The organism is Shewanella rhizosphaerae (assembly GCF_019457655.1).
Lineage (GTDB): Bacteria > Pseudomonadota > Gammaproteobacteria > Enterobacterales > Shewanellaceae > Shewanella > Shewanella loihica.
In genome coordinates, this window is sequence record NZ_CP080420.1 from 4,344,741 (window position 1) to 4,369,712 (window position 24,972).

Annotated in this window: 24 protein-coding genes; 8 read left to right on the forward strand and 16 right to left on the reverse strand. The window is 52.1% G+C overall.

Annotated features, from left to right (window positions below):
- Window positions 1-80 precede the first annotated feature (80 nt).
- Entirely contained in the window at window positions 81-926 is an 846-nt protein-coding gene (locus K0I63_RS18865; protein ID WP_220082019.1) for a hypothetical protein, read from the forward strand.
- A 75-nt stretch (window positions 927-1,001) separates the two neighbouring features.
- Here K0I63_RS18865 and K0I63_RS18870 read toward each other — a convergent pair whose 3' ends face one another.
- From K0I63_RS18870 to K0I63_RS18885, 4 genes are all read right to left on the reverse strand, one after another.
- On the reverse strand, window positions 1,002-1,475 hold the full coding sequence (locus K0I63_RS18870; RefSeq protein ID WP_220082020.1) for a peroxiredoxin: 474 nt from the start codon (window positions 1,473-1,475) through the stop codon (window positions 1,002-1,004).
- Window positions 1,476-1,605: 130 nt separating this feature from the next.
- The gene (locus K0I63_RS18875) at window positions 1,606-2,151 is read right to left on the reverse strand and encodes a DUF2937 family protein (protein ID WP_220082021.1); all 546 of its coding nucleotides are present in this window, start codon (window positions 2,149-2,151) and stop codon (window positions 1,606-1,608) included.
- A 26-nt stretch (window positions 2,152-2,177) separates the two neighbouring features.
- Entirely contained in the window at window positions 2,178-2,396 is a 219-nt protein-coding gene (locus K0I63_RS18880; RefSeq protein WP_220082022.1) for a DUF7661 family protein, read from the reverse strand.
- A 138-nt stretch (window positions 2,397-2,534) separates the two neighbouring features.
- The gene (locus K0I63_RS18885; RefSeq protein WP_220082023.1) at window positions 2,535-3,350 is read right to left on the reverse strand and encodes a substrate-binding periplasmic protein; all 816 of its coding nucleotides are present in this window, start codon (window positions 3,348-3,350) and stop codon (window positions 2,535-2,537) included.
- A gap of 597 nt (window positions 3,351-3,947) precedes the next feature.
- Between K0I63_RS18885 and K0I63_RS18890 the strand changes: the two genes are divergently transcribed.
- The gene (locus K0I63_RS18890) at window positions 3,948-6,101 is read left to right on the forward strand and encodes a TonB-dependent receptor (RefSeq protein ID WP_220082024.1); all 2,154 of its coding nucleotides are present in this window, start codon (window positions 3,948-3,950) and stop codon (window positions 6,099-6,101) included.
- A 785-nt stretch (window positions 6,102-6,886) separates the two neighbouring features.
- Here the strand turns inward: K0I63_RS18890 and K0I63_RS18895 are convergent.
- From K0I63_RS18895 to K0I63_RS18910, 4 genes are all read right to left on the reverse strand, one after another.
- Entirely contained in the window at window positions 6,887-7,480 is a 594-nt protein-coding gene (locus K0I63_RS18895) for a hypothetical protein (protein ID WP_220082025.1), read from the reverse strand.
- A gap of 45 nt (window positions 7,481-7,525) precedes the next feature.
- Complete coding sequence (locus K0I63_RS18900; protein WP_220082026.1) at window positions 7,526-8,005, reverse strand: hypothetical protein; 480 nt, start codon at window positions 8,003-8,005, stop codon at window positions 7,526-7,528.
- Window positions 8,006-8,651: 646 nt separating this feature from the next.
- A complete protein-coding gene (locus K0I63_RS18905) occupies window positions 8,652-9,038 on the reverse strand; it encodes a hypothetical protein (protein ID WP_220082027.1) in 387 nt (128 codons plus the stop codon).
- A gap of 51 nt (window positions 9,039-9,089) precedes the next feature.
- Window positions 9,090-9,869 (reverse strand): class I SAM-dependent methyltransferase, encoded by a 780-nt coding sequence (locus tag K0I63_RS18910; protein ID WP_258406906.1) that lies wholly within the window; start codon window positions 9,867-9,869, stop codon window positions 9,090-9,092.
- A gap of 171 nt (window positions 9,870-10,040) precedes the next feature.
- Here K0I63_RS18910 and K0I63_RS18915 point away from each other — a divergent pair, with 171 nt between their 5' ends.
- Complete coding sequence (locus K0I63_RS18915; RefSeq protein ID WP_220082028.1) at window positions 10,041-10,880, forward strand: 23S rRNA (adenine(2030)-N(6))-methyltransferase RlmJ; 840 nt, start codon at window positions 10,041-10,043, stop codon at window positions 10,878-10,880.
- A gap of 28 nt (window positions 10,881-10,908) precedes the next feature.
- On the opposite strand, the gene K0I63_RS18920 is transcribed toward K0I63_RS18915, so the two are convergent.
- From K0I63_RS18920 to K0I63_RS18935, 4 genes are read right to left on the reverse strand one after another with little or no spacing between them, the layout of a single operon-like run.
- On the reverse strand, window positions 10,909-11,271 hold the full coding sequence (locus tag K0I63_RS18920; protein ID WP_144201372.1) for a nuclear transport factor 2 family protein: 363 nt from the start codon (window positions 11,269-11,271) through the stop codon (window positions 10,909-10,911).
- A 5-nt stretch (window positions 11,272-11,276) separates the two neighbouring features.
- Window positions 11,277-12,008 carry a lytic transglycosylase domain-containing protein gene (locus K0I63_RS18925; RefSeq protein WP_220082029.1) on the reverse strand — a complete coding sequence of 244 codons (732 nt, stop codon included), beginning with the start codon at window positions 12,006-12,008 and terminating at the stop codon, window positions 11,277-11,279.
- Window positions 12,008-13,018, reverse strand: a complete 1,011-nt coding sequence (locus K0I63_RS18930; protein ID WP_220082030.1) for a DUF3137 domain-containing protein — start codon at window positions 13,016-13,018, stop codon at window positions 12,008-12,010. Before K0I63_RS18930 ends, K0I63_RS18925 begins: the two co-directional genes overlap by 1 nt.
- Window positions 13,019-13,034: 16 nt before the next feature.
- The gene (locus K0I63_RS18935) at window positions 13,035-13,604 is read right to left on the reverse strand and encodes a LemA family protein (protein WP_220082031.1); all 570 of its coding nucleotides are present in this window, start codon (window positions 13,602-13,604) and stop codon (window positions 13,035-13,037) included.
- 876 nt (window positions 13,605-14,480) lie between these two features.
- On the opposite strand from K0I63_RS18935, the gene K0I63_RS18940 reads away from it, so the two are divergent.
- Entirely contained in the window at window positions 14,481-16,094 is a 1,614-nt protein-coding gene (locus K0I63_RS18940; protein ID WP_258406138.1) for an AbgT family transporter, read from the forward strand.
- A 100-nt stretch (window positions 16,095-16,194) separates the two neighbouring features.
- Here K0I63_RS18940 and K0I63_RS18945 read toward each other — a convergent pair whose 3' ends face one another.
- Window positions 16,195-17,067: a LysR family transcriptional regulator gene (locus K0I63_RS18945; RefSeq protein ID WP_220082032.1), complete on the reverse strand. Its 873-nt coding sequence runs from the start codon at window positions 17,065-17,067 to the stop codon at window positions 16,195-16,197.
- A gap of 93 nt (window positions 17,068-17,160) precedes the next feature.
- On the opposite strand from K0I63_RS18945, the gene K0I63_RS18950 reads away from it, so the two are divergent.
- Window positions 17,161-17,664, forward strand: a complete 504-nt coding sequence (locus K0I63_RS18950) for a lactoylglutathione lyase family protein (protein ID WP_220082033.1) — start codon at window positions 17,161-17,163, stop codon at window positions 17,662-17,664.
- Between the two features lie 85 nt (window positions 17,665-17,749).
- On the opposite strand, the gene prlC is transcribed toward K0I63_RS18950, so the two are convergent.
- Window positions 17,750-19,789: an oligopeptidase A gene (gene prlC, locus K0I63_RS18955; RefSeq protein ID WP_220082034.1), complete on the reverse strand. Its 2,040-nt coding sequence runs from the start codon at window positions 19,787-19,789 to the stop codon at window positions 17,750-17,752.
- A gap of 326 nt (window positions 19,790-20,115) precedes the next feature.
- On the opposite strand from prlC, the gene K0I63_RS18960 reads away from it, so the two are divergent.
- The 3 genes from K0I63_RS18960 to gorA all read left to right on the forward strand — a co-directional run bounded on the left by K0I63_RS18960 (window position 20,116) and on the right by gorA (window position 23,069).
- Window positions 20,116-20,892 (forward strand): hypothetical protein, encoded by a 777-nt coding sequence (locus K0I63_RS18960; protein WP_220082035.1) that lies wholly within the window; start codon window positions 20,116-20,118, stop codon window positions 20,890-20,892.
- Between the two features lie 162 nt (window positions 20,893-21,054).
- Window positions 21,055-21,582, forward strand: coding sequence for a hypothetical protein (locus K0I63_RS18965; RefSeq protein WP_220082036.1), 528 nt, complete (start codon window positions 21,055-21,057; stop codon window positions 21,580-21,582).
- 131 nt (window positions 21,583-21,713) lie between these two features.
- Window positions 21,714-23,069 carry a glutathione-disulfide reductase gene (gene gorA, locus K0I63_RS18970; RefSeq protein ID WP_220082037.1) on the forward strand — a complete coding sequence of 452 codons (1,356 nt, stop codon included), beginning with the start codon at window positions 21,714-21,716 and terminating at the stop codon, window positions 23,067-23,069.
- Between the two features lie 235 nt (window positions 23,070-23,304).
- Here gorA and K0I63_RS18975 read toward each other — a convergent pair whose 3' ends face one another.
- Both K0I63_RS18975 and K0I63_RS18980 read right to left on the reverse strand, forming a co-directional pair.
- A complete protein-coding gene (locus K0I63_RS18975) occupies window positions 23,305-23,982 on the reverse strand; it encodes a hypothetical protein (RefSeq protein WP_220082038.1) in 678 nt (225 codons plus the stop codon).
- 141 nt (window positions 23,983-24,123) lie between these two features.
- Window positions 24,124-24,717, reverse strand: coding sequence for a hypothetical protein (locus tag K0I63_RS18980; RefSeq protein ID WP_220082039.1), 594 nt, complete (start codon window positions 24,715-24,717; stop codon window positions 24,124-24,126).
- Between the last annotated feature and the right edge of the window lie 255 nt (window positions 24,718-24,972).

Below are 24,972 nucleotides of genomic sequence, written 5' to 3' on the forward strand. Positions count from 1 at the left end.
AATCTGGCCAGCAGAAAAGCTGGCCATTTTATGCTAATGTGCGCCGCACCAAAACGGATGATGAACCACAGAGGCGCCTCATGAAGACCACGCTCGCACTCGGCCTGGCCGGCCTACTCAGCTTTCCTGCGCTAGCAGACTCAGACAACTCCCCCTTCGCCATGTCACTCATTGCTGGCCTGGAGTCCTACCCGGATTCAGAGTTCAGCTCCATGTCACGTGGTGGTGGCCTGTCGTTTATCTGGGACGACCTGCGTTACGACAATGTCTACCAGCTGGATAACAACTACTTCCGGGTGCGTGGAACCTACTACTACGAGCGCGACTCGGAAAAATATGATGAAGACAGGTTTCGTAACTCCATGGATCTGCGCTTCAACTATCAGCGTCCCTTCGCCCGCTTCGGCGAGCAGCAAGACTACCTGCTGAGTTTCCATGGTCGCTACGAAGGCCACTACAACAGCCAACAGCTAGAAGAGTTCGAACAGCTGGCGGTAGCCGGGCTGTCACTCAACCGCCGCTTCGGCAACGTCAACCACTATGATCTCGGCCTGACACTCGGCCTGGGCTACAGCGAAGAAGAGAAGGATGACGACTGGCCGCGTGAGGAGATGGGCCGCACCGAAGAGGAGCTCAACCGCGCCGGTTTTGGCTATTTCTTCGAGTGGAGCAATAAATACACCTTCGCCCACACAGGTGTGCAGCTCGGCGCCAAGTGGAGCCGCTTCGACGGTCAATGGGGCTATGACGCCGACAAGTTCTACACCATGGACAGACTCACCCTGGAGGTGATCATGCCGCTGGCCAACCAAAACAACCTGCTGCACTTCACCACCCAATATATCAGCCGCGACTACGAGGTGGATCTACTGGGCTTCGAAGACACCCTCTATCGTGTCGCCGTGGAATATGTTCACTACTTCTAAAGGCTTGTTTTAGTGCATTTTCACATCTAGCCACAAAAAAGGGAGCCTTAGGCTCCCTTTTCTATTTGCAGCGGATTATAACGCCGCCAGTACCACCTCGGCCTTACTGACCTCGAAGCTCTTGGGCGCCTCGACATTCAGCAGAGTCACCACACCGTTATCGATCACCATGGCGTAACGCTGAGAGCGAATGCCGCCAAAGCCGGCGGTGTCCATCTCCAGGCCCAAGGCCTTGGTAAAGCTGGCATCACCATCGGCCAACATCATCAGCTCGCTGGCATTTTGCGCCTCGCCCCAGGCCTTCATCACGAAGGCATCGTTAACCGATACACAGGCAATAATATCGACCCCTTTGGCCTTAAACTGATCCGCCAGTACTACATAGCCGGGCAGATGCGCCTCGGAGCAGGTTGGGGTAAAGGCGCCGGGTACGGCAAACAGCACCACCTTCTTGTTGGCAAACAGTTCGTTCACATCATGGTTGACCATGCCGTTCTCGGTGAGCTGACCTAGGGTCGCGGCGGGTAATGTTTGTCCTTGGGCTATCATGGAAAAATCCTTATGGTTAACAGTAAACTTAGGCAGCCAAATTGGCCTTATCATGTCACTCACCTAAGCAGATACCTGAAGCATAGCCGTTATTGGGCGAGACAAACACAGACGAATGTTAGGGTTTCTCTTACTTGCCTTCTGGCTGCGGCTCAGCTTTACGCCTGAGGCGACGATAGGCGCCGCGACAACAATGGCCGCAGCCGTGCAGCGTCAACTCACAAAACATGGCAAACAGCAGGCCGAACACCAGACCGAAGGCGATGGCGCGACCATCCAGCAGTATGCTGTGGCTGAAATGCTGCCACACCTGGTCTCTGATCTCAGGCAGAGGCGCAAGCACAAGCCTGTCGAATCCACCGTAGGTTGATTGATTGAACTCAGTCAGCGCTGCAGACAGCAACTGATACCTCTGATACAGCGCCTCTATGCTCTCGCCACCGGCGTTAAACACGGCATCGGGATTCTGCTTGTAGTGAGCGATTAGCTTATCGATATCGCCGCCGAAGAAACGGTCGGCATCGCGCTGAAACTCGGCCAGACTCTGTTTGGCCTCTTGGGTATGAGCGGTAAGCGCCTTGCCATACTGATCCACAAAGGCCGGCACCTGCACTCCGAGCAGCACGCCGCAGACAAACAGCAAAAGCCTGAGGTAATCCATCAAGCGTCTAATCATCTTTCCTGGCCCTCCGGCAAAACGTGCTACTTGCTCTCTAACCTGACCTCAGGGTGCTGGGCACTGGCCTGCTCGTGATAGATATCATCCAGATAACTAAGCAGCTGATCTTCAGCAAGCTCGGGCGGGATCACCACCTCATAGACACGGCTACGCATCCCGGTTTGCGACTCATTAAACAGCTGCCACTCACCATCCACGCGCCGCACCGACATGGACCTGCCAAACACATTCACTCTGATCATCGCTCGCTCCCAAGACGCCACTAGACTAGCAAGCTAACACTCGCTGCCGGGCATCACAATAGCCGCCTCATTAAAGGTCATTCACACAAAAATCATCAGATTAGCAATGGCGCACATGCACTTGGAGATGAGAGGTAATTAGGGATTAGTCTTGCCACCTTGTCCCGAGGTGAAACGCGTCCAGAGTCTGGCCAGGTCGCCGCTCTGCTCCAGGTTATCGACGCCGCGATTGAACTCGCTCAGCAGCGCCTGAGCATGGGGACTACGACGGGACACCAGCATGTAGAAAGGTACCTTAATGCCCCCCGCCATTGGCAAAATGGCGAGCCTATCCGCCAGGCTCTCCAGCCCCTCCAGTCGTAATATGGCACTGTAGACCTCCCTATTTATCAGGAAGAACTCGCAGCGACGCTTGAGCAGTAGGTCGCTAAACTGCAATATCTCGTTGCTGCGGGCAATGTCGAGATCGGCCGGCTGGCCATAGTAGGCGTAGTTAAAACCTCGTATGCCACATACCCGTCCGAGTGTGTCGAGTCGTCTGGGTAACCCCGTAACCTCGAGTCCACGAAAGCGCTCTTGAAGGAAGGCCACGGACGGGCTCAGATGGAAATAAGGCCGTGACAACAGGAAAGTTGCCCGGCGCTCATCGTTAGCCGATGCGGCCATGGCCGCATCGAGACGCCCCTGCTCGACCTCCAGCAAACAGCGGGGCCAGGGGGCGGCCACCAGATTAACTTGCCAACTAGTAGGCAGCACAAGACGCAGCAGTTCGATATCGAAACCCGCATTCACACTAGTTTTATGGCCATCGAGGCGAATGAAATAATTAAGAGGTGGATACTCTGTCTCATCGACGCAGATGTTGATCGTCTTAGCCTCCAGCTTGGACTGGGGCGCGGCGTAGGTGGACCAGACAAACAGCAGCATTATCAGCAAGGTGTGTTTTGCGTTCATAGAGCAGCCAAGACAAGATATTCCTATTGAGTATAGGCAAGTTATTGGAATCAACCTAAGGCGCACAAGGCCTGTTCAAACACAGGCTAAGCTAAGGACTAAGCCAAATTTAAAAGGCCGAATTTACAAAGCCAGGCATAAAATAACCTTAGGTCAATGAATGGCCATGCCATAGCGAGCGGCGACATAATTTATTGCCAAACATTATAAATATCCCGCCTTTTTACTAGCGTTACTCCTCCGTTGACCGAGGAAACACAGGCCGTCACCCAGCCCTTATTCCACCTGACTTTGACACCTATTGACGGCCGAATAACCCCCTCAGCAATGCCAAAAAATCCAATCGATAAAAGACAAAAAAAGCCTGCCGAAACTGATCTTTGTCAGTTAAGCACATTTCGTGAGCTGTTTTACTCGGCAGGCCATCACGACAAACGTGACCTAAATCACAGTTTGTTCTGGTGGTAATAACCAGACGCAGAACAGGGACGATCTCGCTACTCATCAAATTCATGGTCGAAAACACGTGGCAATTTTGGTGTCTTGATAAAAATGCCGCACGGAATTAACACCACTAACCTGAAGAAGTGATCTCCTATGAAGTCCCCTTTTTTTGCTCCCGGAGCCGCCTTTCGTTTTTCTCGCTTAACCTTAGCCATGCTGGCCTGCTGCGGCACTACCTTGCCAATAACCAGTTACGCCGATACCTCAGACAGGGCTAACGAGGATACAGAAGTCATGGTCGTCGTCGGCAAAATGCCCGAGGCTCCGTTAAGCAGCGCCACGCAATCTATCTCTGTCGTCGACGCCGAGGTACTAAAAGCCCGCGGAGCGAAAGATTTAGCCTCGGCCCTGTCCATGGTGGCGGGCGTAGATATTGCCAGTGGCGGCGATGGCGGCCCGGCCTCATCAGTCCCCGCCTTATGGGGATTGCGTGAGTTTGATGCCTTTCTTCTGGTGGTCGATGATGTGCCCGCTGGCGGCGCATTTACACCGGCACTGGTTTCATTGAGCCTACAAAACGTTGAGCGCATCGAAGTGATCAAGGGCGCCGCACCAGTCAGTTACGGCGCCACCAGTTTCGTCGGCGTGATCCATGTGAAACACTACGCGGCGGGTGAAGGCCCGACTAAAATCAGCGCCGCCGTAGGAACAGAGAGCAGTGCCCGGGTGGCATTTACCACACCACTATCCGCTAGCGGCGATGCCTGGCAACATTCGGTATCCTTCGATGCCGAGAAACAGCACCTCGCTGGCACCCGTCATGGTTTCGAGCGCCTGCATGGCCTATATCGTGGCGGCGCCGAGTTCGGTGGCGGTCAGTTCAATCTGGATCTCGATATCAGCTCGGTAGATCAAGCGCCGGGCAGCCCACACCCAAGGGAGGGGAAAACGCTCACACCACGAGTGCCGTTAGACGCCAACCATAATCCGCGCAATGCCAAATTGGATGAAGACCGTCAGCAGCTGAGTCTGGCCTATGAGCGCGACACGGCCCTAGGTAGATCCGTTTCACGTCTGGCCTACACCCGCACCCAAAACGATAACGCCCGCGGCTTCCTGCGAGAAGGTTTTGCCGACGATGGCGTCACGGTCAATGCCGACGGTTATAGTCAGGAGATCGAACGTACCGAGATCTATTTCGACAGCCATTTTGTCAGCAAGCTCAACCCGCAGATGACACTGGTGTGGGGCGTCGACGTCAACCATGGTGACGGCTCGCAGCACAGCAATAATTTTGAGTATGCGGTCGCAGTCGACGGTCATAATGCTCCGGCCTGGCAGAGCCTGCCGATAGACGAGCAAACCTATCTGGACGACAAGCGAACCTTTAGCGGCGTATACGGCAATCTCGTCTGGGATATCACCGATAGATGGCGTATCGACGCCGGATTGCGCTTCAATCACACCAAGGAAACCCGCGCTGGCCATGAAACCGATTTTACCGGCCAGTCACCAGAAATGATCGTAAATGAAACCGTTAGTGAGACAGATACGCGTTTCTCCGGCGCCCTGTCGAGTAGCTACCGTCTGTGGCAATCGCAACAGGACTATGTGACCCTATACGGTGGGTATCGCAATAGCTTCAAACCTGCCGCCATCGACTTCGGCCCCGAAGCGGAAACTGAATTGCTCATGCCAGAAGACGCCACCAGCCTAGAGATAGGCCTACGGGGACAAAACTACGGTGGTGCACTGCGTTGGGATCTTGCCGCCTTCGACATGAAGTTTAATAACCTAGTGGTCAGCCAAGCCGTCAACGGCTTACCCACCCTGATCAATGCCGGTGATGAGCACTTCAAGGGTATAGAGGCAGAGGCGCAGTGGCGTCTAAACGATGCCTTCACCCTACTGGGTAGCTATGCATGGCACGAAACCAAGTTTGCCGATTACGAGCGGTTATTCGACGGCGTGCCGTTTCAATTGAGCGGTAACTATCTGGAGATGTCGCCAAAACATCTTGCCGCACTGGGCCTACGCTATGGCAAGTCGCAGGGGCTACACGCACACCTGGATGTTAACTATGTCGGCGAGGTGTATCTGAATAAACGCAACACAGCATCGGCCACAGGCTACACGGTATTCGATGCAGGCGTGGGTTATACCATGAACAACTGGGACGTTAATTTGGATCTGTATAACGCCTCCAACGAGCGTAACCCCAGCGCCGAGAGTGAGCTTGGCGACGCTCAATACTACCTGCAGCCTAAACGTTCGGTGTGGTTAACCGTCAACTATCTGTTTGATTAATAACTGCAGGCTCGGTGGCCAGGGCACTATAACCTAGTGCCCTGGCTATCTTAGTAGAGCACTACTCGCTCTTCTGTCGCTAGAAGCATAAGCTGACATAGGCTGCCTCCAGTTTTCAATCACTTAGTCAAAAGATGCAACCATAACCTGACATAAAATATAACCATAAGCTGACAAATAAGAGCAGCCTTTTTCAGACCATGGTTATGACATGTACTTTTACAACACCCGGATATTTTAAGATCCACTGACAACGCCTCATAGTGAGTGGCAAGAAATAAAACCGATCACGTACACCTGTAGCATCTCAGGCTCAAATCGCTCCAACTTTGGGCAAGCTCGATACGCTTCGGCCAAACTGCACAAATTAGGTTACTGAAAGGGATCCCAATAGTATAGGGCTCATGCACTATTGAGCTTAGTAACGGCACAGACTCAGATTGCCCACATTCTAGCAGACACAGTTCGCTTCTACTGGCAAGCTGTGCTCAGACTACTGGTCACATTGCCCTGTTTCAGACAAGAAAAAACCCCGATTAAATGGGGTTAGCACCAAAAACAAGGAAGCAGTCAAATCTGGTCAGAACCAATTCAGCTTATCTGGCTTCTAAGCGAGCACGGCATCATAACCTCCATGTTTAATGCTAAATCAAAGCCTAGTAGAAGGTGGGCATCATTTCCATTAACGATGGGTGGCTACTTTTTATTTTAATGGGTAGCTTCTTTTTATTACTAACTCAGGCTGAAATCGAGCTGCAATGTTCTTAGCCCACTCACACCAAAAGTCAGTGAATTATTTTATACAATTCGTAAGAGCCATCAGTTTTAAACACTTGCACATAGCTTTTTCTATTCTTAATATTACTGCGTATAACTTCATATTCAGTTTGATTCCTATATGACTTGCTCGAAATTTTTACGACCTCTGTGTTATTACAAATTTCATTTATATTAACTCCATTACTGAAAACATTTAACCCCAAACTTTTGCAAGATTTTTCAAATCCATCAAGGAAGCCATTAATAACTTCAAAATCTTGTCTATTTACCATATTTTCAATTGTGACAAAATCTCTTTGCTCCTCGCAATCTACACTCGAGAGCTCCCTCCCCAGAAAAGCACTCTTTCTATAATCTACATGGAAATCCACTCCGACCATTTCCAACTCAATAAAATCTCTAAAACAAATTCCATGTTCAAAATAGGGGCTAAGCTTTAACTTAAAATTATAATAGCTTTCATGAAGTTCATTACGTTTGACTATCAAGGACTCAAATACAACCCCCTCCTTCAAGTCTAAAGTAATCAGCTCATCTTCAGCACGAACACTGATAGTGACAAAATAGAAAAACATAACAGCATATAGATAATTTTTCATACGCACTCTCACAGCTATAATCCCTGGTAAACTATTAAGCCACGCTCATTCCTTTAAAGTAATAAATTCCGTAGCCGTTACACCTAATTCAAACTTCAATGCTGAACATTCTTTCGGAAGCTTCTGGTCTTCCCAATAAACAGATGGAGCCATAAACTTCCATCCATCTTCATAGACTAAAGAAAAACCACCAATGACAGCTTTATTTGCGACAAATACACATGCATATTTATCAACAACCTTGGATTGTAAAACCTTCCCGTCATTCAGCCTTGCTAAGCTTAAAAATGGCGCGTTGACAAAAGAGGTGTTCACATTGCGCATATCTCCTAGGGAAACATCAACCCAATGTGTATTTATTTTACTTGCAATAATCTCGCCTTCCTCGACCTGAATCTGTGCAAGATCAGCCAGAAAATCTAGCACAATCTCACCTGCACTCTCGTGAGTCTCTTCTGCCACGGAACAAAAACCGACACTCTCGATACCGAAAGCTAATACCAATAACAACCAATACTTGTTCATCTTTAAGACTCTTTGCCCACAAAAAAGCAAGCCACCCAAAGTTAATCAATAACATAGCACCATTATTTCCAGATTACTCCTATACAGCCCCAGGAAGGCCCCATAAATGAGAACACTCATTGAGATGGCTGCAAGCGGAACATCAGATAGGTTGGATATGATAGAAAAAAGACAAAAAGGCAGAGTTTAAGGCATCGTAAATTGACCTGGGTGACAGGCTGAGTGCAAAAGTGGGAGACGACTAAATACTAGCTAAGTTGCAGATGCTGACAACTGCTTGCAAAGTGCCTTCGTCGTTTTTCTAGGTGGGTATAATAGTCATCAAGCTCTTGCACTGAGCCAACAAGCCCTCTAAAGGACTTGCCAAAATCAGTCGTTAATATAAGCCAGGTTTCTGCAGCAACATTAATTCGTTGCAAGATATTCTCTGCACTTTTTGAGATAGCACCTCGCTTATCTTCTCGGATGACCCGTCCGGTTTCATCTACTAGCTCTAGTTAATCTTTAAAGCAGAACGCTATGCCTTTGGGTTATTGTGCTCGCATTACCCACTATGCTTAACCGAATAGCATTACCAAGTATATGGGGCTTGCTGGCGAGCAAAGCTGCCTATTTTTCTGTTCTGTAACGCTTGTTCACTTTAGACTCAGTAGACTGTGAAATATCCTATTTCTTTGAGGAATATCAATATCCCCCCTGCGGTCATTACTCCCACAAAAGCGAGAAAAATCACAAGCCAATAAGTATCAAATCCATCAATAGTGCCATAGAGTTCAATATCTTTATAAATCTGATATTTAAGAGATAAAAAATACTCCATCACCCAGCCAAAAAACGGTGCTGTAAAAACCACCCAACGCCAATCCCCTAATATATACACAGCCGTTATCAAAGCCAGTGGTAAAAATATTTGCGTGAGAGTAATGACAAAGTCAAACTTCACAAAAAAAATTGCCCCCTTCTTGTTCCAACTCTTAACCTTTCTATTATAACTACTAGACAAGTAGCGTTTAATAAAATCCACTAAACTCACACAAATCACCTTAGTTTCGAGGAGTATGAATCGCCACCGATTTTCTAGACACTAGTTGTCTTTCATCGCGGCCTTAACGTAGACATCGAAGCGGTTCTTCTTGGTTTCGATGCGGGTGCTGGGTTTGACGCCATCAAGATCGTCGGCATAGTCGGGGCGCTTGACCACCACGCGCTTGCTGGCGAGGGCCATGGCGGGGGCCAGCAGGCCGTCTGCATCGAGATCGGCGCCCACCAGCGATTGGAATACCCGCATCTCTTTCTTTACCAGGGCCGACTTCTGCCTGTGAGGATACATAGGATCCAGATAGACCACATCTACCTGCTCACCCAACTCGGCCATCGTCGTCAGGCTGGAGCCATGCACCAGGCGCATGCGTTCCTGCATCCAGGGACCTATGTCGGCATCTTCATAAGCGCGGCGCAGGCCATCTTCTAGCAAAGCGGCGACCACGGGATTACGCTCCACCATGGTGACATTGCAGCCCAGACTGGCAAGCACGAAGGCGTCTCGCCCCAGGCCTGCGGTGCCATCGACGACAGTCGGGGTCACGCCCTGCTTAAGGCCGACGGCTTTGGCGATCGCCTGACCCCGGCCACCGCCGAACTTACGTCTGTGGGCCACGGCGCCGGTAACGAAGTCCACCAATATGCCCTTAAGCTTGGGCTCGTCACGCTTATTCAACACCAGGCAGTTATCTTCGAACACCAGCTCAAACAGGGCGTCTGCGTCGAACTCCAGCCCCCAACGGTCACACACGGCTTCCAGGGTCGGGTATTGGCGATTAAAAAAGATCCCCACAGAGGCGGGCTGGGTCGATGATGCTGTCACTTTGGCTCGGTCAATTAAGAAATCACGCCGCCATTATGCCAAAAGTGCGCCGCGCTGAATATGGCATTATTATCGCCCTAATTACCGACCTAGGCCCAGGCGCTGTACCTGGGCTGGCATCCCCCCTATAATCGCCCTATCAGGCTAGCGCCCTCATCATCTGGAATATTCATGTTAAGTTACCGCCACGGCTACCACGCCGGAAACTATGCCGATGTGCTCAAGCACAGCATCTTGCTGCAAACCCTCAAGCTGATGCATAAGAAGAATAAGCCCATGGTGTATATCGACACCCATGCCGGCGCCGGCGGCTATGCGCTATCCGATGAGTTTGCCCAGAAGACGGGCGAGTATTTAGAGGGGGTCGCCAAGCTGTGGGACAAACAGGACCTGCCCGAGGCACTAAGCCAATACGTCAGTGATATCAAACACTTCAATGGTTCAGATGAACTGGAACTCTACCCTGGCTCGCCCGCCTTTGTCGACATGAACCTGAGAGATAAGGATCGCATGGTGCTGCATGAGCTACACGGCACAGATCATCAGCTACTTGAAGAGCAGCTGGGCGGCGACAAGCAGATCAAGGTGATCAAGGGCGATGGCCTCAAGGGGCTGTTGGCCGCCGTGCCACCACTCGAGCGGCGCGGTGTCATCCTCATCGACCCCAGCTACGAGATGAAGAGCGACTACCAGGAGGTCGCCAAGGCGGTGATCAAGGCCCATAAGAAGTTCGCCACCGGCGTCTTCATGATCTGGTATCCCGTGGTGCAGCGCGAGCAGACGGAGGCGATGTTCGAACTGCTCAAGCAGAGCGGCATCAAACGTCAGCTACGCATAGAGCAGGCAATAAAACCAGACAGTGAGGAGTTTGGCATGACGGCGGCGGGCCTGTGGGTGATCAATCCCCCCTGGCAGCTGGATGAGATAGCCGAGACGACGCTGGCATATCTGGATCCCTTGCTCAATCAGGGCGGCGGCCATGTGCAGGTCACCTGGGAAGTGGGCGAATAACGCCCTCAACAACAAATACTTTTAGTGTTTAGAAGAAGGGCGCGCAGGGCGTGCCCTGATGATAGATCATCTGCCAACGCCCCCCATCGCATTTCCACAGCGAGGTGCGCAGCGAATAGCGCTTATCCACCTCGTTCACCGGCTTAAAACAGGCGCGATAGTTGAGCTGAGCTAAGTCCTCACTCAACAAGCGATACTGCATATCACTTATCTTAAACGCCGGCGGCTTCTCCTTGGGCAGGCGCGCCAGCACCTCGGGCTTACCGAAGCTCATCCCGGTAGCGCCTACCTCCAAGAAATCGGCATGGATCAGCTCGTCGAGCACATTGGCATCGCAGCGCACCTCTGGGCTAAGTAGCGCGAGTTCCAGTTCGATAATGGTCTGGCGCATCTCATCTACCCCAGCTTCTGATAGCGTTTCAGCAGTATCTTGACCCGTTTCACATAGGCCTGGGTCTCCGGATAGGGCGGGATCCCCTTGTACTGAGTCACTGTGGTGGGGCCGGCGTTATAGGCAGCGCAAGCCAGATCGATATTGCCGCCGAACCTTGCCAGCATCTTGGCTAAGTAGCGGGCGCCGCCGTCGATATTCTGCTCGGGCCGGTAAGGGTTCTTCACCCCCATCGCCTTGGCGGTACCCGGCATCAGCTGCATCAGGCCCATGGCACCGCTGCGCGACAGGGCAAATACATTGAAGGCCGATTCGGCGTGGATCACGGCGCGGATAAGCGCAGGGTCCAGCCCATGGGTCTTGGCGGCCCGTGAGATCAACTCATCATATTCGGCGCTAAACAGCGGCATCTTCTGCCAGTCGAGGTCTGAGTCGGGTTTGCAGGCGTAGCACTCATATAACAAGACCCTGAACTCGCTGTCGCCCGGGGCATGGTCGGCAAAGGCCACCACGCCGTTGGCCTGGGTATATTGATAAACCTTGATCTTGCTGTCGTCGGTCTCATCCAGGCGCGGGGCATCGCCGTTGCTTAGGATGCCATGCTTAGAATAGCTCGCCTTGTAGCGCGGCTTCTGTGCCTGCTCGGTGGCACCTAATGGCAGACATAGCGCCAGGCCGCACCAGAGGCACAGCAGCTTTTCAACAAAATGAGGCGCAGGACGAGCACGGCTAGGCATTAGAATCCAATGTTCTGATCGAGTTTAAGTACTTCAATCATAGCAAAAAGCTGCTTCATCTCTCGGTTAATTTGGCTAAATTCGTACTCGAAGGTCGCGCCGTTGAAGATAGAGCCCAGCTCGAATCGATTGTCGCCGCTCTGCAACATGATCAATAGCTTGTCTTCGTAGAAGGCACACTGGATCTTGCCGGAAAACAGGTTGGCCAGCGACTGCAGACGCTCCATGAAACCTAGGGTGAGCAGGTAGCGCGCCTCGATCTGATCGCTGGAGAAGACATCGAACTGCTTCTCGAATCTCGGGTCTTCCAGCTTGACCCGGCTCAGGCTCTTAAAGCTGCTGGAGAGGAAATTCACCAGGCCGCCGCGGTTCTTCACCACTACGGTATGGCCCTTAAACCTCTTGTGGCTGCTGAGCTGCACCATGACGCCACGAAAGACGGTTTCTGTCTCCGTGCTCTTCTCGCGTTTGACCTGCTTGGTCAGACACAGCTCGTTGATGGCGATCTCCACCCCCTTGTGGGTGCCCTGCACATAGTCATCGAACGAGGCGTTGTCGTAGTGGGGCAACAGCTTGGAGCGTTTGAGCTGAGTCAGGCTCATGTTATGGCTGGTGCTGAAGATAAAGTCGGGACCGAAATAGCGGAAGATCTTGGGAAACACCTCCTGCTTCACATCCCGCTTATAGCGCTTTAGCGGACGATAACTCCACCAGCCAAAGGGAAGGCACAGCACGATGAAGAAGACCCAGGGGATATCCAGGTAACCGGACATACTAAAGATAAGGATCAGCAGCGCCAGGCCGAGGAGGATCCCTAAGCTGGTATAGATACGCCCGCGCAGCGCCTTGAGGCTGGCAACCCTGTGGTTTTCAAATTTACGGGTGAGCGGCTCGATATGTTCTTCATAATAAGCCTTAAATTGTACCAACTCCTCGGGGTCCGCCCGCAGGCGTTGCGGCTCACGCTGGGCCTTAATCGGCGCCCCGAGGATGAAACTGATGGGGTTCATGGCATCTGAACCCGGCTTACTTCAGGTAATCTGATGCGTCGATCGGCGCCTTGGACGCGTCATCGGCCTCATAGAAAGGCATCACCTTGACCTTGGCCATAGAGGCGATGATGGAGCCGGGGAAGATCTCCACCGCGGTATTGAGTTCAGACACGGCAGCGTTGTAGAAACGTCTGGCCGCCGAGATATGCTCTTCGACCTCGCTATAGGTCGCCATCGCCTGCACCATAGTCTTGTCAGACTTGAGCTCGGGGTAGTTTTCGACGCTGACCATCAGCTGGCCCATCTTGCTGTTGAGCTGCTCGGCCAGACCCAGATGCTCCTTGATGGCGGCGGCATCGTTAAGATCATAGCCCGCGGTCACCTGAGTACGCAGCGCGGTGATCTCCGTCAGCAGCGACTTCTCGTGATCCATAAATTTCTGTGCAATCTTAAGGATGTTGGGCACCAGGTTGGCGCGCTTCTTCAGCTGCACATCGATACCCGACAAGGCTTCACGCACGGCGTTACGCTTCTTAATCAGGCTGACATACCAGAGGTAGGTGATAATAACGACTAGGCCAAAGCCTAACAGCAAACCTTCCATCTTTGAGTTCCTTCCCTATAGTTATTCTTATATCTCGTTAGTTAACGCACCAGCTTCACCGATTTTCGCGATGATTTCCAGCAATTTATCAGTGCCATTTACGGCAAGGCATTGCTGCTATATTCATCTTTTTTCACCGAAAATGATATTTATCACGCCATTTTTGCGCTAAAAGCATCCTTTTCACCTAGCTTCACTGCTTTTAACTCGGCGCGCAGCAAAATGCACAACAAACGGCGAAACAAAAGTAAATCGCAATACAAAACAATGCTATATAAATTGATGCAATATTGCCGCATCAAAATCATCCCCCAAACCAAGGGTCAAAATGACAGGCTTTACCAGCGTTAAGCGAGACATTAGGGCAAAAATCGGTCTATCTGCTGCGTATTTCATAGACACTGTCGCCCCTGCATTCAAACCTAACCTACTAGTTGCGCAGAGTTTGACCAGTAAGATCAGGCCTTGCAGGCAGAGGAAGGCCTAATGCACTTTTTCACTTTTTCACCGGCGTTTATCCAATCGCGGCTCCAGCCTTTAAAGCTGTCACCTGTTCAGTATTCGTACAGCCAGCCTGAGCTATTATCTTAATCAACCAAGAGGCAACCCAATCTTCCCTAATTGGGCTTTGGTTTCAATCATCATCCTTTCATTGGCCCGCTTAGACTAAGCTGGGCTTTTTTTTTGTCTGAACGAAGCCGCCACTATCACCTTCAGTACTCTTCATTAGCCATTCGCCATAACCCGCTAAGGGCGGGCAATTATGGCAAATTAAGCTTCAGTTAAAGCAACTCCTTCATCATAAAGTGCTAACACTCCGCCTACAGGCGGTCAAAATGATAAGGGCACCCAGATGCCCAAGATGAAGGAAACACCATGAGCTCCAACCAAGAAGATGGTCTGGTGGCCAGTCAGCCCCCAACACCATCGACGACCAAGAAGGGCCTTTTCGTCCGCTTTCTCAACCTGGTCGAACACCTGGGTAATCTCCTGCCCCATCCCATCACCCTCTTCGCCCTGTTTTGTGCCGCCGTCATAGTGATCAGCGGCATCGCCGGCTATTTCGAACTGACGGTCAACGATCCCCGTCCGGTCGGCGCGGCGGGACGCGGCGAGGATGGCCTGATCCACGTGGTCAGCCTGATGAATGCCGAAGGCCTAAGGATGATAGTCTCCAACCTGGTGACCAACTTCACCGGCTTCACCCCCTTAGGCACAGTACTGGTGGCCCTCTTGGGGGTCGGCATCGCCGATCGCTCCGGCCTGCTGTCGGCCGCGATGCGCACCCTGGTGATGGGCGCCTCTAAGCGTCTGGTTACCCTCACCATAGTCTTCGCCGGTATCGTCTCCAACACCGCTGCCGAGCTGGGCTATGTGGTGCTGATCCCCATGGCGGCGCTGATCTTCCACTCCCTCGGGCGTCATCCCTTGGCGGGTCTGGCGGCGGCCTTCGCCGGTGTCTCCGGCGGCTATAGCGCCAACCTGCTGCTGGGCACGGTTGACCCTCTGCTATCGGGCATCACCGAAGCTGCGGCGCAGATGATCGACCCCGACTATTTAGTGGGCCCAGAGGTCAACTGGTACTTCATGTTCGCCTCGACCTTCGTCATCACCATTCTCGGCGCCCTGGTCACGGAAAAGATAGTCGAGCCCAAACTGGGTAAATATGACCCCAGCGAGGCCAGCATAGATCTGCACAATCAGAAGATGGATGGCGTCACGCCGCTGGAGATCAAGGGTCTCAAGATGGCCGGTCTCTCCATCTTAGTATTGGGCGGCATATTGGCGCTCTCTGTGGTGCCGGAAAACGCGCCGCTGCGTCACCCTGAGACAGGGCTGGTCGCGGGCTCGCCCTTCCTCAAGGGAATAGTGGCCTTCATCTTCATCTGTTTCGCCATTCCAGGCCTGGTGTACGGCAAGGTGGTGGGCACCATGAAGCGGGATAAAGACGTGATCGACGCCATGTCCCACAGCATGAGCACCATGGGTATGTATATCGTGCTGGTATTCTTCGCCTCCCAGTTTGTCGCCTTCTTCAAGTGGACTAACCTGGGCGCCGTGCTGGCGGTAGCAGGGGCCGATGCCCTCAACGCCATCGGCCTCACGGGCCCGCTGGTGTTCCTGCTATTTATCATGATGTGCGGCTTCATCAACCTGATGCTGGGCAGCGCCTCGGCCCAGTGGGCGGTGACGGCGCCTATCTTCGTGCCCATGTTGATGTTGGTGGGCTACGCCCCAGAGACGATTCAGGCCGCCTATCGTATCGGCGACTCGGTCACCAACCTGATCACCCCCATGATGAGCTACTTCGGTTTGATCCTGGCGGTGGCCTCCCAATACAAGAAGCATCTCGGCATAGGCACCTTAGTCGCCACCATGCTGCCCTACTCGATCGTCTTCTTCATCGGTTGGACCTGTTTCTTCTTTATCTGGGTGTTTGCCCTCGGCCTGCCGGTCGGCCCAGGCGCGGCGACCTACTACACGCCTTAACACCCGACGCGAGGCCGGTGATCCTGCCGGTCTCGCTCGCTTTCTTAACCTGATCTTTCTAGGCCAGATCTTTCCAGGCCAAACAGGCCTTACTCACTTGCTAAGCCAGGCAAGTCTTAATGGCCTCGCTGAGCGAATCGACCCGTCTCGGCAGCACGGCCTGACGTCGACGGCAAAGATAGATAGTCTCGCTGACGGCTACCGGCAGTCGATGAGCGGTTATCTTATCCTGACGGGCAAAGGCCTCCACCGCGTAGGCAGGCAAGACGGTGAAGCCCAAACCTCGGCTCACCGGCTCTAAGATCAAGCCTATCTGGTTAGAGAAGCCACGATTGGGCAGCTGATCACTGTGTTCGAACTCGGAATAGTTTGCCCCTAGCAGCAACTTGGCATGATGGGCGCCATCGGGATGATCTATAAAGCCCAGCTGTAGCAACTCCTCCCAGGACACCGCCTCCTGGCTCGCGGGCGTCACCAGGAGTAGCGGCTCCTCGGCAATCGCCTCGGCCTGCACCTCGGACAGCTCTGGCTGGCGGGTCATCAGGCCGATATCCGCCTCCATGGTGGCGATGGCGCTCTCTACCCCGGCGTTGGAGGCGAAACGATAGTCCAGCGACAACTCGGGGTGGGCGCATTGCAGTTCTAGCAACTCACCATACAGCTTGAGGCCGACGCTACCGGGTGACATCAGGCGTACCTCTCCGGCAAAGGGCGGGTCTTGCTTGATCCCCTGCTCAAGCTGAGCCCAGGATTGCAGTATCGCCTGCCCCTGCTGGTATAGTTGGCGCCCGGCGTGGGTCAGGGAAAACTTCTTGCCTTCCCTGAGCAGCAGCTGGGTATCGAGCTGCTCCTCCAGCTTGCGCACATGCTGGCTGACACCAGATTGGGTCATATGCAGACGCTCGGCGGTGCGGGTGAAATGCCCCAGCTCTACCAAGGTGCAGAAGCTGCGCAACCAGATAGGATTCATCATCACATTTCATACTTAAAATGATTAATTTTGATAATTTTACATAATTTAGTTCACTTTGTAATCTGTGCCCAATTCGTTAAACAGGAGCACAGCATGAACAACTCAGCTTACCCAAGAACCTTCTCACACATAGGCATCTCGGTGCCGGATCTCGATGCGGCCGTCGCCTTCTACACTGAGGTGCTGGGCTGGTATCTCATCATGAAACCCACAGAAATTGTTGAGGATGACAGCGCCATCGGCGAGATGTGCACCGACGTCTTCGGCGCGGGATGGGGCTCGTTTCGTATCGCCCACCTGGCTACCGGCGACAAGATAGGCGTCGAGCTATTCCAGTTTGCCAACCAGCAGAACCCAGAAGACAACTTCGAATATTGGAAGACGGGCGTATTCCACTTCAGCGTGCAGGACCCGGATCTCGAAGGCCTGGTAGAGAAGATTGTCGCCGCCGGTGGCAAGAAACGCATGCAGGCGCCGCGTTACTACTACCCAGGCGAGAAGCCTTACCGCATGATCTATATGGAAGATCCCTTCGGCAACATCTTAGAGATCTACAGCCACAGCTATGAGCTGACCTATAGTGCGGGCGCTTACTAATACCAAGCGCTAGCCCATAAAAAAGGCCAACCCTCAACATAGGGTTGGCCTTTTAGTATCGATTTAGGCTAATTAGATCAGTATATTAGCCTTGAATGCCCGAGTGTCTCAGCAGGGCGTCGATCTGTGGCTCACGGCCTCTGAAACGCTTAAACAGCTCCATAGGCTCCAGGCTGCCACCCATCTCGAGAATATTCTCCAGGAAGCTGCGACCGGTATCGGCGTTGAAGATCCCCTCCTCCTCGAAGCGGGAGAAGGCATCGGCCGACAACACCTCGGCCCACTTGTAGCTGTAGTAACCCGCGGCGTAACCACCGGCAAAGATATGGGCGAAGCTATGTTGGAAACGGTTGAAATCGGCGGCCTTCACCACGGCAACCTGATCTCTCACCTCATCCAACTTGGCCTGAATATGGGCGCCCTCTGCCGGGTCATATTCCAGGTGCAGGCGGAAGTCGAACAGCGAAAACTCCAGCTGGCGCAACATCATCATGCCTGACTGGAAGTTCTTCGCCGCCAGCATCTTGTCCAGCATGGCCTTAGGCAGCGGCTCATGGCTCTCGAAGTGTCCGGAGATCTCGGCCAGGGCCTCCTCCTCGAAGCACCAGTTTTCCATAAACTGACTCGGCAGCTCCACCGCGTCCCAAGGCACACCATTGATACCTGATACGCCCGCCACGTCTATCTTGGTCAGCATATGATGAATGCCGTGACCGAACTCGTGGAACAGGGTCGTCACCTCGTCGTGGGTAAACAGTGCTGGCTTACCATTGACCGGGGCATTGAAGTTACAGGTGAGGTAGGCCACCGGCTTCTGCAGGCCATGGGCGGTTTGACGACGCACGCGGCAATCGTCCATCCAGGCGCCACCACGCTTGCCTTCACGGGCATAGAGATCCAGGAAGAAGCTGCCTCTGTGCTCGCCCTTGGCATCTTTGATATGGAAGAAACGCACATCTTTGTGCCAGCTGTCGAAATGTTCCTGCTCCTCTATGGTCAGGCCGAACAGGCGCGACACAGTATAGAAGAGGCCGGAAAGCACACGATCTTCCGGGAAGTAAGGACGTAGCAGCTCCTGGGAGATCTCGTATCTGTGATGCTTGAGTTTCTCGGCATAATAAGTGAGGTCCCATGGAGCCAGCTCGCTCACGCCAAACTCTTTCTCGGCGAACGCGGTCAGCTCGGCAAGCTCGTTCTGTCCCCGCTGCTGAGAGCGGGCCGCCAATTCGTTAAGGAAATCCAGCACCTGCTGAGGCGACTCGGCCATCTTGGTCGCCAGCGACTTATGAGCGAAGCTGTCGAAGCCCAGCAGTTTAGCCAGCTGATGACGCAGATCTAAGATCTCATCCATCAGCGGACCGTTGTCGAACTCACCTGCGTTAGGGCCTTGATCCGAGGCGCGGGTCACGAAGGCGCGGTAGCACTCCTCTCGCAGCTGACGGTTGTCGCTGTAGGTCATCACGGGCAGGTAAGAGGGGAAGTCCAGGGTGAACAACCAACCTTGCTGCTCTTTGGCCTCGGCCATCGCCTTAGCCGCGGCAATAGCAGACTCGGGCAGACCGGCCAGCTCCTGCTCGTCTGTCACCAACTTGGTCCAGGCCTGGGTGGCGTCCAACAGCTGATTAGAGAAGCTACTGGTTAACTCAGATAAACGTTTAACCAGTTTCCCATAAGTTTGTTTATCTTCATCGTTCAATCCTATGCCAGATAACTCGAAATCACGCAGGCTGTGGGTGATGCTGGTTTGCTGCGCCTGACTTAGCTGGGCAAACTCGTCGGACTCCTTCAGCGCCTTATAGGCCTGATACAGCCCCTGATGCTGACCCACATAGGTGCCATATTCCGACAATAGCGGCAGGCAGGCATCGTGGGCAGCGCGCCACTCATCAGTGCTGAGCACAGAGTTCATGTGCGACACAGGCGACCAGATCTGGCTCAATTCGTCATCCACCTGCTCAAGCGGTGCGATCAGGTTATCCCAGGTGAAGGGACCGCCACTGGCGAGCACCTCATCGATCTTCTGGCGACAATTAGCAATCCCCTGCTCGACGGCTGGCTGAATATGCTCGGGTTTGATTTGCGAAAATGGCGGTAATTCACTGCCGCTTAGCAAAGGGTTACTCATCTGTTGTCCTCGTCAATCTTAGGGTATTGAGATTATGTATGGGCGACGGCGCGACTATTCAAGCATCTTTAACAAACTAGCCCGCCGAAGAGAGCTAAACCCAGGATTTAACAGCTAGGTTTATAAACCTAACAGTGAAGACCTAGAAGTAAGACCTAGCAGCAGCCTGGAGGAAAAACCTTGATCTAGAACAAGGCTATATTTACTTCACATTTACAACACAGATATTGCCAAGCGGATCGCAAATGCAACCAATTCTCATTTATGTTTAATATTTAACCCATTACTATTCATCCCGATCCCAAACTTATTTCAGTGTTACACCCATGAACAGATTGATCAGCCACTCTTGTATTATCGGCCTACTGCTGGCCGGTACCGCCAACGCCGCCGACCAGGCCATTACCGGCACTGTCGATGACTCGCATATCAACAACATCATCAGCCACAGTGAAGGCCCGGATACCAACGTCATCCTCGACCTGGGGTGGGACTCGAAATATATCTCAGAAGGGCGTAGCAACTTAGACAAGGGCGGCATCTACTGGGCAACCGCCGCCGTGCAGATAGACGATCTCACCCTGTTTACCACAGTCGGTCGTGGCGATAGCCAATACTACATAGAGTGGAACATGGGGCTGGAATATGGCTTCGAGTTTGGCGACAACTTAAGTGCCGCCTTGGGTTACCAGCGCATCGAGGCCTACGGCGATGAGCGCTGCGGCGATAACGAGCTGTTCGCCACCCTAGAATACACGGGCATCGCCTGGTTAACCCCTTCCCTGAGCTACACCTACTCCACCGAGGCGGCGGGTTACTTTGTCGAGGCCAGCCTGCACAGCGAGTGGCCTGTGTCAGACAGACTCACACTGACGCCCTATGTCACCCAGGCGTTCGACTTCCAATATGTGACCGAAACGCACAACGGCCCTAACCATTTTCAGTTTGGCCTCGAGGCCCAATATCAACTGGCCGACCGCCTGGTACTCTCGGGCCACCTGAGCCGCACTCTGGCCCAGGAAGATATTAAGCAGGAAAATCCAGACGCCAAGGGCAGCCTCAACAACACCTACGCGGGCCTGCACCTCACCTTTAGTTTCTAGGTCTCTAGCTCCTAGGGCGCTAGCTTTCTAGGCTATAGCTTTCTGAGGCTCTAGCCTGAAACCGACAACCCAGACGATCTCCTTCATTGAAAGCTGGCTCGCCATGAACTAGCTTTATCTAAGGCTGGCAAGGAGTGCCAGCCCTGACCTGGAGGACACGGAATGTCTGGCCACTATCGAACGCTTACCTATTTCACCTTAAACGCCATCGCACTCTCGCTGCTATTCATCTGCGCCGCTCAGGCCCAAGATAAAGACGCGCCGCTCATAACTGAGTCAATCACCCTGCCCGCCGACGGCGCCCTGGACAGCGAGGGCAATCCACTCGTCATTCCAGACAACCCCATAGGCGCCCTTAACTATCGCGCCAGCCCGACGCAGCCCAAGTCGCGCCGGGATAAGAAGTCCACCCAAAAGCCCAAAAACAAGCGCAGCAAGAAGCTGAGTCACAAACAGCTAAGCCGCAAACAGCAGCTGGCCAGTCGTCAGCATGTGGCCGACGATCCCAGCTGCCGCTGGCTCGATAAGCGTATGTCGCATCTGGAGAAGAGTCTCAAGCGGCAAGCGAAACAGGATTACGGCTATCAGGACAAGGAGCTTCGCGCCCGCCAGAGCGAATGGGTCTGCATGAAGTGCGGCGCCGAAGGGCCGAGCCAGAGCGATCACCACAAGTGTCAGTATCGGCGCTAACGCCAAACGCATTTGAAAGTCATACGCCCTGACGCGGGTCTAGTGCTAAAGGGCGCACACACCTCTGGTTTGCTTGTCGCTTTACCCCTACAATGACCCCCATATGCAATCCTTCGAATTTGGAGAAAAAGATGGCTCAACATTTTGACTATATCTGTTTAGGCGCCGGCAGCGGCGGCATCGCCTCGGCCAACCGTGCGGCCATGCGCGGTGCCAAGGTACTGCTGATCGAAGCCAAGGCACTGGGCGGCACCTGCGTAAACGTCGGCTGCGTCCCTAAGAAAGTCATGTGGTATGGCGCCCAAGTCGCCGAGGCCATGCACCTGTACGCCAAAGACTATGGCTTCGACGTCTCGGTCAATAAATTCGATTGGAGCAAGCTGGTCGAGAGCCGCGAGGCCTACATAGAGCGCATCCACGGCGCCTACGACAGAGGCCTGGACAGCAATGGCGTCACTCTGGTGCGAGGCTATGGCCACTTCGTCGACAACAACACCATAGAGGTGAATGGCGAGCACTACAGCGCCGACCATATACTAATCGCCACCGGCGGCACCCCGACCATTCCCAAGATTCCGGGCGCCGAATACGGTATCGACTCAGACGGCTTCTTCGCCCTCAACGAGCAGCCTAAGCGTGTGGCCGTTGTCGGCGCAGGCTATATCGCCGTAGAGCTGGCGGGTGTACTCCATGCCCTGGGCAGCGAGACTCACCTGTTTGTGCGTAAACATGCACCGCTGCGCAGCTTCGACCCTATGCTGAGCGAGGCCCTGATGGAGTCTATGGCCACAGACGGCCCTAGCCTGCACACCCACAGCATTCCAGAGTCTGTCACCAAGAACGCCGACGGCTCGCTGACACTCAAGCTGGAAAATGGCGAGAGCTATGAGATCGATACCCTAATCTGGGCCATCGGCCGTCGTCCGTCCACCGACAAGATCGGCCTGGAAAACACAGACGTTAAGCTCAACGACAAGGGTTATGTGGTGGTCGATGCCCAGCAAAACACCACAGCCAAGGGCATCTACTGTGTCGGCGACATCATCGAAGGCGGCATAGAGCTGACCCCGGTTGCCGTGAAGGCGGGCCGCCTGTTGTCTGAGCGTCTATTCAACGGCATGACAGATGCCAAGATGGATTACAGCCTGGTGCCAACCGTGGTATTCAGCCACCCGGCCATAGGCACCATGGGCCTCACCGAACCCGAGGCGATCGCCCAATATGGCGAGGAGAACGTCAAGGTCTACAACTCGGGCTTCACCTCTATGTATACGGCGGTCACTGCACACCGTCAGGCCTGTAAGATGAAGCTGGTGTGCGCCGGTAAAGAGGAGAAGGTCGTGGGCATTCACGGCATCGGCTACGGCATGGATGAGATACTGCAAGGCTTCGGCGTCGCCATCAAGATGGGCGCCACCAAGGCCGACTTCGACGCCGTCGTCGCCATCCACCCCACAGGCGCCGAAGAGTTCGTTACCATGCGTTAATACGCTTGTTGCTTGATTGAGAGAAAAGCAAAAGGCCAGACAACTGTCTGGCCTTTTTAATGCTGCCGCAATGAGAATTGGTACTCATCTTGTGGAAATATCGGCTAATGCCGTGTTAAGGGGTGAGCAACGCAATGCGAAGTTTCCTAATACCACCTTAATCACTAAACTTAACGCATGGTAAAAATGCCACGCGTGGCGCGTCCGTCTTAAAGCGTTGTATGGTTAATCCTTGTTATGCTTCTAGCTCAGCGAGCATCTGAGTTTGATCATAATCACCAGATTTATGTGACAATATTTTAGCTTGATGTTTTTTGAATATATTAACGGCTTTGGCTCTTTCCTCGCCCTCAATCTCGTTTAGCCATTGCTTTAGGTTTATGACATAGATAGGTTTATCATCTTTTCCTTTAGTTAAGGTTAAATGACTAAAAGCTTTCCTAATAAAATCATGGCTGATTTCCTCTTCTAATTCTTTGATTAAAAAATAGGTGTCTGCATATAACGGATCTTTACCTGCGCGATAATGTTCTTCCCACTCTGACCACTCATCTTCTCTACCGAGATGAGAATGTAACTTTCTAGCAAAGTTAGTATTTATACCCTCAATATATAAATCAGATACATGGGCATTTTTTAAATGCGCAACTTCGTGAGCCAATTGACCTAAAAACATATTAGAATTGGCGTCTAATGTTAAATAAATAGCAAACTCGTTATCTCTTTCTGGTATGGGCTCACATAAAGGACTGTTTAACGCTGAAGCAGTTGATGGATCTATTGGTTGATTTTTCCTTAAATAAACAGCCGTTGGCGTAGTTTTCCCATAAATTTCATCTAAATACTTTTTGGAAATTTCATAGTCAGATCTAACGCTTTCTTCTTCATATTCTTTATATTTTAGATGCCACATATAAACTCCTAATATAACCTCGAAAACATAACACCCTGTTAAGGTGTAAACAACGCAATTCAGAAGTTGCCGCATATCACCTTAAACACTTAAACCAATGCATAATGAAAATGCTACACGTTGCGAACCACTCTTAAACAGTTATGTGCTTTCAACGTATTTGTTAAATAAGCCTTTCATTTCATTCTCTAAAAGAACTTGATTACATCGCTCTAAAAATGAATAAACTTCTAGCAGTGAGAAAACCACTTTTTCAAATTCTGCACGATCATTTGAAGGAGTAATACTATTTACCATGTGTAAATAAAAGTTTAACTTTTCATATTCAGGCTCTTCTTGAATTCCTTTTGACTCAAAATCCCTTAATGTAGTGCTTATTTCAAATGGGGCCTGTCCATGATACAGCCTTGCAATACCAAAAAATGTATTAGCTAAATCATGAAGACAATCACCAAGAGTAACATCATTTGTTACTGCGGAAAAGCCAAGCACTTGTCCCAAAATATTACTCAACTCTTCATGACTCTTGGATAATTTTCCTTGACGTTCCTTATAGTAATCAAATAAATGTTCGCGAGCTTTAAATTCATGGCCTTTAGTCAATTCCTGTAATTTTGCATCATACTGTGCTTTTGTTGCTTTATATGTGGCCAATGCAGCAATTACAGCTGGTCCAAGAATTTTAATTGCATCAACTGCAATTACCTCAATCATTTTAATTACGGCAGGTTCCAATAGATTCACTCCTTGGCGCATAACGCTTATTAGCAAAAATGCCGCTTATATAAATCAATATCACCTAATACAGAACGCGACAAATTTTTAACCATCTGAAATTTATATCAATAATGACATTGCATAACAAGGGGGAAGTGAGCAACCCTAAAACAAAACGAGACCCGCTTATTTAAAGGAAAGGGCGAGACCTGCAATGCTTCCCATTAAATAGGAAACGGGGTAATCCTTATATACAGCTCAATAAACCAAGCG

What these genes read in the sequence shown, in the direction of transcription:
- K0I63_RS18865 (WP_220082019.1), top strand. Translation starts at nt 81, where the DNA reads ATGAAGACCACGCTCGCACTCGGCCTGGCCGGCCTACTCAGCTTTCCT.
- K0I63_RS18870 (WP_220082020.1), bottom strand. Translation starts at nt 1,475, where the DNA reads ATGATAGCCCAAGGACAAACATTACCCGCCGCGACCCTAGGTCAGCTC.
- K0I63_RS18875 (WP_220082021.1), bottom strand. Translation starts at nt 2,151, where the DNA reads ATGATTAGACGCTTGATGGATTACCTCAGGCTTTTGCTGTTTGTCTGC.
- K0I63_RS18880 (WP_220082022.1), bottom strand. Translation starts at nt 2,396, where the DNA reads ATGATCAGAGTGAATGTGTTTGGCAGGTCCATGTCGGTGCGGCGCGTG.
- K0I63_RS18885 (WP_220082023.1), bottom strand. Translation starts at nt 3,350, where the DNA reads ATGAACGCAAAACACACCTTGCTGATAATGCTGCTGTTTGTCTGGTCC.
- K0I63_RS18890 (WP_220082024.1), top strand. Translation starts at nt 3,948, where the DNA reads ATGAAGTCCCCTTTTTTTGCTCCCGGAGCCGCCTTTCGTTTTTCTCGC.
- K0I63_RS18895 (WP_220082025.1), bottom strand. Translation starts at nt 7,480, where the DNA reads ATGAAAAATTATCTATATGCTGTTATGTTTTTCTATTTTGTCACTATC.
- K0I63_RS18900 (WP_220082026.1), bottom strand. Translation starts at nt 8,005, where the DNA reads ATGAACAAGTATTGGTTGTTATTGGTATTAGCTTTCGGTATCGAGAGT.
- K0I63_RS18915 (WP_220082028.1), top strand. Translation starts at nt 10,041, where the DNA reads ATGTTAAGTTACCGCCACGGCTACCACGCCGGAAACTATGCCGATGTG.
- K0I63_RS18920 (WP_144201372.1), bottom strand. Translation starts at nt 11,271, where the DNA reads ATGCGCCAGACCATTATCGAACTGGAACTCGCGCTACTTAGCCCAGAG.
- K0I63_RS18925 (WP_220082029.1), bottom strand. Translation starts at nt 12,008, where the DNA reads ATGCCTAGCCGTGCTCGTCCTGCGCCTCATTTTGTTGAAAAGCTGCTG.
- K0I63_RS18930 (WP_220082030.1), bottom strand. Translation starts at nt 13,018, where the DNA reads ATGAACCCCATCAGTTTCATCCTCGGGGCGCCGATTAAGGCCCAGCGT.
- K0I63_RS18935 (WP_220082031.1), bottom strand. Translation starts at nt 13,604, where the DNA reads ATGGAAGGTTTGCTGTTAGGCTTTGGCCTAGTCGTTATTATCACCTAC.
- K0I63_RS18940 (WP_258406138.1), top strand. Translation starts at nt 14,481, where the DNA reads ATGAGCTCCAACCAAGAAGATGGTCTGGTGGCCAGTCAGCCCCCAACA.
- K0I63_RS18945 (WP_220082032.1), bottom strand. Translation starts at nt 17,067, where the DNA reads ATGATGAATCCTATCTGGTTGCGCAGCTTCTGCACCTTGGTAGAGCTG.
- K0I63_RS18950 (WP_220082033.1), top strand. Translation starts at nt 17,161, where the DNA reads ATGAACAACTCAGCTTACCCAAGAACCTTCTCACACATAGGCATCTCG.
- prlC (WP_220082034.1), bottom strand. Translation starts at nt 19,789, where the DNA reads ATGAGTAACCCTTTGCTAAGCGGCAGTGAATTACCGCCATTTTCGCAA.
- K0I63_RS18960 (WP_220082035.1), top strand. Translation starts at nt 20,116, where the DNA reads ATGAACAGATTGATCAGCCACTCTTGTATTATCGGCCTACTGCTGGCC.
- K0I63_RS18965 (WP_220082036.1), top strand. Translation starts at nt 21,055, where the DNA reads ATGTCTGGCCACTATCGAACGCTTACCTATTTCACCTTAAACGCCATC.
- gorA (WP_220082037.1), top strand. Translation starts at nt 21,714, where the DNA reads ATGGCTCAACATTTTGACTATATCTGTTTAGGCGCCGGCAGCGGCGGC.
- K0I63_RS18975 (WP_220082038.1), bottom strand. Translation starts at nt 23,982, where the DNA reads ATGTGGCATCTAAAATATAAAGAATATGAAGAAGAAAGCGTTAGATCT.